The following is a 5928-nucleotide window of genomic DNA, read 5'->3' as shown; positions in this document are numbered from 1 at the left end:
TTTTATACAAGCGTGCAGAAACGTCACTACTGAATGGATCGGCAACGAAGCGCTCAGCGGTCAGGTCGGGGCGGTTCAGATAGCCACGGGCGACACCCGCGCCACCAATGTAGATCTCCCCCGCCACGCCAATCGGCACCGGCTGACCGTGTGCATCGAGCACATGGATTTGCGTGTTGCTGATTGGTTTGCCAATCGGCACGGAACGCAAGCCTTCGGCCAGCGTTTTAATTTGGTATGTCGTGGCAAAGGTGGTGGTTTCCGTCGGGCCGTAGCAATGCACCAGCTGCCGTGGCGGGCTGTCGCGCAGGACGCGGGCGACGGTTCGCAGGTCGGATTGTTCGCCACCGAACAGCAGGTAATCGAGCTGGGTAAAGACGCTGCTGAGCGCGTCGGCGTATTGATTGAACAGGCCAATCGTCAGATGCAGCACGTTGACAGCGGTTGCTTGCAGGACGGCTCTAAACAAGTTGGGATCGAGCAACACCGCTTGTGGAATCACCACCAGCCGGGCGCCATTGAGCAAGGCGCTCCAGATTTCCCAAGTCGAGGCATCGAAGGCCGGGTTGGCGCAGTGCGCCACGCAGTCCTTTGCGCTGATCGGTGCATACGCACTGTGGATCACCAGCCGCAGCACATTGCGGTGTTCGACCATCACACCCTTGGGCTGGCCGGTGGAGCCGGAGGTGTAGATCACGTAGGCCAGATGCGGGGACGTCAGGCCGGGGACGACGGGGTTGTGGCTTGGCTGTTGCGCCAGAACAGCAGCGTCATCCAGCGCCACGACCGGCACATTGAGGGTCGGCAATACTTCCCGCAACGCAGAGTGAGTCAACAGCGCCACCGGCTGGCTGTCGCTCAGCATGTAGGCCACGCGCTCAGCCGGGTAGCTCGGATCGAGCGGCACATACGCCCCGCCCGCCTTCAGGATCCCCAACATGCCAACAACCATGTCGAGGCTGCGTTCCGCGCAAATCGCCACGCGGTCGTCGGGCTGGATGCCTAAACCGATCAGGTGGTGCGCCAGCTGATTGGCGCGGGCGTTGAGTTCGCCGTAACTCAGCGTCTGGTCTTCACACACCAGTGCGATGGCATCAGGTTGCGCTGCCGCTTGGGCTTCAAACAGCTGATGGATCAGTGCCTCGGCTGGGTAGTCCACTGCGGTGGCATTGAAGTCCACCTGCACTTGCTGGCGCTCGGCTGCAGATAGAATGCCGAACCGGGCAACGGGCCGAGGGTCGGCCTGCTCCAGTGCATCGACCAAGGATGTGACAGCCGTCACCACGTAATCGGCAAAACGGCCGGCGTCGATCTCGTCGCGGCATTGGCTGGTAAGGATGAATTCCTGCCCTTGGTCATCGATCGCGAGGACGAGCGGGTAGTTGGTGCGCTCCTCGCTCTTCAGCAGGCGCATGCCGGTCAACTGCGCCATGTTGTCGCCGGCCACCAGCAGCGGGTGGCGGTAGTTGAGCAAGGCATTGAACAAGGGCAGCGCGCTTGGCACGGCGCTGCAACGCTGGGCTTGCGTCAGGGGGGCCTGTTCGTGTAGCAGCAGTTCACTCAAATCCTGCTGCGTGGCCCGCGCCAACTGGCGGGCATCGGCCAGCAAGGGGATGCGGATCGGCAAGGTGTTGATGAAGACGCCAAGCGCCTGCTCCGCCCCGCCCTGCAGCCGGCCGGACAGCACGGTGCCGAACACCACGTCATCCCGACCGCTGCACTGCGCCAGCACCTGCGCATAGGCAATATGGAACAGCACAGCCGCAGTCACGCCTTGTTGCTGCGCGCCGCGACGGATGCGCCGGGCCGCTTCCGCAGCGATGACGCGATGTGCCTGGTTGACTTGATCGCCGTCGCCCTGGGTATCAATCAGGCCGAACGGCGCGGTCGGTTCTGACACATCGCTGAGCCGGGCGCGGAAGTAGGCTTCATGGGCGGCCGGCGATACGGCACCCAGGCGGGCAATGAAGTTACGGTAGGGCAGCTGCGGCGGCAATGCGGCCGTTGCAACGTCACGCAGGGCGCGAATCTCGGCCAGGATCAGCTGCAGCGTGTAGTTATCACTGATGAGGTGATGGTCGAGCAAGGCAAGCAACCACTCGTCGCTATGCGGATCTTGGGCGATATAGGCGGCCAACAACGGCGCGCGCGTCAGGTCCAGGCGCAACTGGCGCGGGTCGGTGCGTTCGAGCAATTGCGGCAGCACCGGCTGCTCGGGCGACAGCGTCAGCCACTCGATTGGCAGCGGCGCATGGCGCTGTACCACTTGCACCGACCGGGACAGCCCCTGCCAGTGAAAGCTGGTGCGCAGAATGTCGTGACGGTCGATCACCGTCTGCAAGGCGGCCAGAAAGCCATCCAGCTCGGCGCGGTCATCAAAGGCCAGCGTGCTGCGCATCAGGTAGGCGTCGCCCTTCTCCGCCAGCTGGTGATAGAACAGCATGCCTTCCTGCGTGGGCGACAGCGGGTAGATGTCCTGAACGTTCGCCACGCCTTGCGGCACGGCGGCGATGATGCTGTCGAGCTCGGTCTGGCTAAGGTTGACGAGTGGCAATAAATCCGGCGTGAGGATGGTGCAGTCAGCGGGAATCCGGTTCGGCGGGACGATGAAATCAGCTTGCGCATCGCTGCCCTCCCCGGCCGTGACCGCTGCAGCCAGCCCGGCCACAGTAGGTGCACTGAAAACGGCCCGTACATCCGCCACCAGACTGTGCTGGCGCAGCCGTTCGATCAGCGCCACGACCATGAGCGAATGGCCGCCCAACTCAAAGAAATGATCGTGCCGGCCTACACGCTCCAGCCCCAGCAAGTCTTGCCAGATCGTCGTGATGGCTTGCTCGACTTCCCCTTGCGGTGCTTCATAGGCACGGCTGACCACCGCCGACTGATCCGGTGCCGGCAGCGCCTTGCGATCCAGCTTGCCGTTCGGCGTGAGTGGGAAGGTTTCCAACGTGATGAAGGCACTTGGCAACATATAGTCGGCCAAGGATTCGCTCAGTTGTTGGCGCAGGTCGCCGGCCGACAATTCAATGTCGTCCTGCGGGATCAGATAGGCCACCAAACGCTGGTCGCCCGGCTGGTCTTCGCGTGCGATCACCACCGCTTCCCGCACGCCCGCACACGCCGTTAGCTGCGCTTCGATCTCGCCCAGCTCGATACGGAAACCGCGAATCTTCACCTGGAAGTCATTGCGGCCCAGATATTCGATCTGCCCATTCGGCAACCAGCGCCCCAGGTCGCCGGTCTTGTACAGGCGTGCCTTGGCGTCCGTGTGGAACGGATCGGCGATGAAGCGTTCGGCCGTCAATTCGGGGCGATTGAGATAGCCACGAGCGACACCGGCACCGCCGATATACAGCTCGCCCGTCACCCCCACCGGCACCGGTTGGCGATAGGCGTCCAACACATAAGCGCGCAAGTCCGGCAAGGCCGGCCCCACCACGCTGCCCTGCCCGGCTGCCACATCGGCCGGCGTGATGACGCGCCAGGTGGCATGCACGGTGATCTCGGTGATGCCGTACATGTTTACCAGCTCGGTCTGCGCCGGGTCGTTGTGCGCGAACCACGGCGCGAGGGCGTGCAGCTCCAGCGCTTCGCCACCAAAGATGATCCGCCGCAACGCATGCGGCATTGGTGCAGCGGCCTGCGCCACCAGCAGTTGCCGGAAGGCGCTTGGCGTCTGGTTCAGCACCGTGACTTGCTCGCGGCACAACAACTCGTGGAACGCCTGCGGCGAACGGGCGCACAAGGACGGCACGATCACCAGCCTGCCGCCATAAATCAATGCCCCCCAGACTTCCCAGACCGAAAAGTCGAAGGCAATGGAGTGGAACAACGTCCAGACATCCGTCGGGCCAAACGCAAACCGCTCGGCTGTGGTGGCGAACAAGCGCTGCACGTTGCCGTGCTCGACCATCACGCCCTTGGGCTGGCCGGTGGAGCCGGAGGTGTAGATCACGTAGGCGAGACGCTCGGCAGTCAGGTTCGCGACGACCGGGTTGCTGGCCGGTTGATCAGCCAGACCACTGGCCGAATCCAGCGCGACGACCGGCACATCAATAGCTGGCAATGCCTCCAGCAAACCGGCTTGCGTCACCAACGCCACCGGTTGGCTATCACTCAGCATGTAGGCCAAACGCTCAGCCGGGTAATTCGGATCGAGCGGCACGTAAGCCCCGCCCGCCTTCAGGATGCCGAGCAGGCCGACCAGCAAGTCCACGCCACGATCCAGACACAGCGCCACCCGGTCATCCGGCCGCACGCCCAGCGCGATCAGGTGATGCGCCAGCTGGTTGGCGCGAGCATTGAGTGCGCCGTAGCTGAGCGTCTGATCTTCGCAAGTCAGGGCGATGGCATCGGGCTGTTGCGCCGCTTGGGCTTCGAATAGCTGATGGATCAGCGCATCGGTCTGGAAATGAGCCGATGCCGGGGTCGCATTGAAATCATGCAGCACCTGCTGGCGTTCCACAGCAGACAGCAGCGGCAATTGACCGACCGACTGTTGGTCGTTCGCCACCATGCCGGCCAGCAACGTCTCGAAATGCCCCGCCAGCCGTTCGATGGTTTGCGCATCGAACAAGTCGGTCGCGTATTGCAGCTGGCCGCTCAGCGTCGCACCGTCCTCATGCAAGGTCAGCGACAAATCGAATTGGGTGGTGTTGCGCGGCGGGTCGATCGCCTGCAGTGTCAAACCCGGCAAACCCAGTGCCTTGCCGTGCGGGGTGTTGTTCAGCGCGAATAGCGTCTGGAACAGCGGGCTGTGGCTCAGGCTGCGCGGCGGCTGCAACGCATCGACCACCTGCTCGAATGGCAAGTCCTGATGACCATAGGCGGCCAGCGTGCTGGCCTTGGTTTGGGCCAATACCGTTTGCACGCTGGGGTTGCCATCCAGCCGCACCCGCAGTGCCAAAGTGTTGACGAAGAAGCCCATCAAGCCTTCCAGCTCGCTCCGTGGGCGATTCGCCACCGGGGTGCCGATCACCACGTCGTCTTGACCACTCCAGCGGCTCAGCAATACCGACCAGCCGGCGAGGAGCGTCATGAACAAGGTGGCGCCATGGCGCTGGCTCAGCTGCTTGAGTCCGGCCGTGAGCGCAGGTGGCAACGTCAGTGCCAATGCGCTGCCGCGATAGCTCTGCGTCGGCGGGCGTGGCCGGTCGGTCGGCAACTCCAGCAGTGCGGGTGCGCCCAAGAGATGGTCGCGCCAGAAGGTGCGCTGGGTTTGCAGCACCTCGCCTTGCAACCACTGTCGTTGCCAGACGGCATAGTCGGCGTACTGGATCGTCAATGGCGGTAGCGGATCGGCTTGGCCTTGCTGGAAAGCGGCATAGAGCGCGCTCACTTCCCGCACCAGCACGCCAATCGACCAGCCGTCCGAAATGATGTGGTGCTGGGTGATCAGCAATAGATGGTCGTCATCGGCCAGTCGCAGCAGCTGGCCACGAATCAGCGGGCCGTGCGCCAGATCGAAAGGCTGGCTGGCCGTGTTGGCGAGGGCTTGCTGCACCTCGGCAGTCCGGGCGGCGGCGGAAAGCTGGCGCAAGTCCTGCTCCTGCAAAGCCAAACCAGCATCAGCCGGGGCGATCACCTGCACCGGTTCGCCATCCACGCGGGCGAAGGTGGTGCGCAGGCTCTCGTGGCGGGCGACCAGCCGATCCAGCGCACGACATAGCGCCGGGCGATCCAGCTGACCGGTCAGCTGCAAGGCCGCCGGCATGTGATAAGCCGCACTGGCGTTGGCATCGAGCTGCTCAATGAACCACAGCCGCTGCTGCGACCACGACAAAGGCAAGGGCTGGCTGCGGTCTGCCGGCGCAATCGACGTTTTTGTCTCAGGCCGTTTTGCTTCGTTGCTTTCCTTCAGCATTTTCAGCTTCAGGGCGCGCCTGAGCTGTTCCAGCGTGCTTGTATCCGTGTTCGAACCCATCT

At 63.5% G+C, this 5928-nt stretch carries 1 protein-coding gene; it reads right to left on the bottom strand.

Going from position 1 to position 5928, the window contains the following annotated elements:
* Positions 1-5926 (bottom strand): non-ribosomal peptide synthetase (locus BR41_RS20410; RefSeq protein WP_035060897.1); only part of this gene is annotated, 5926 nt, incomplete at its 3' end.
* Positions 5927-5928: the final 2 nt, after the last annotated feature.

It is taken from the genome of Andreprevotia chitinilytica DSM 18519 (genome assembly GCF_000711875.1).
GTDB lineage: Bacteria > Pseudomonadota > Gammaproteobacteria > Burkholderiales > Chitinibacteraceae > Andreprevotia > Andreprevotia chitinilytica.
The sequence above is the reverse complement of the archived record's forward strand: the minus strand, read 5'-3'. Positions and strand labels throughout refer to the sequence as shown.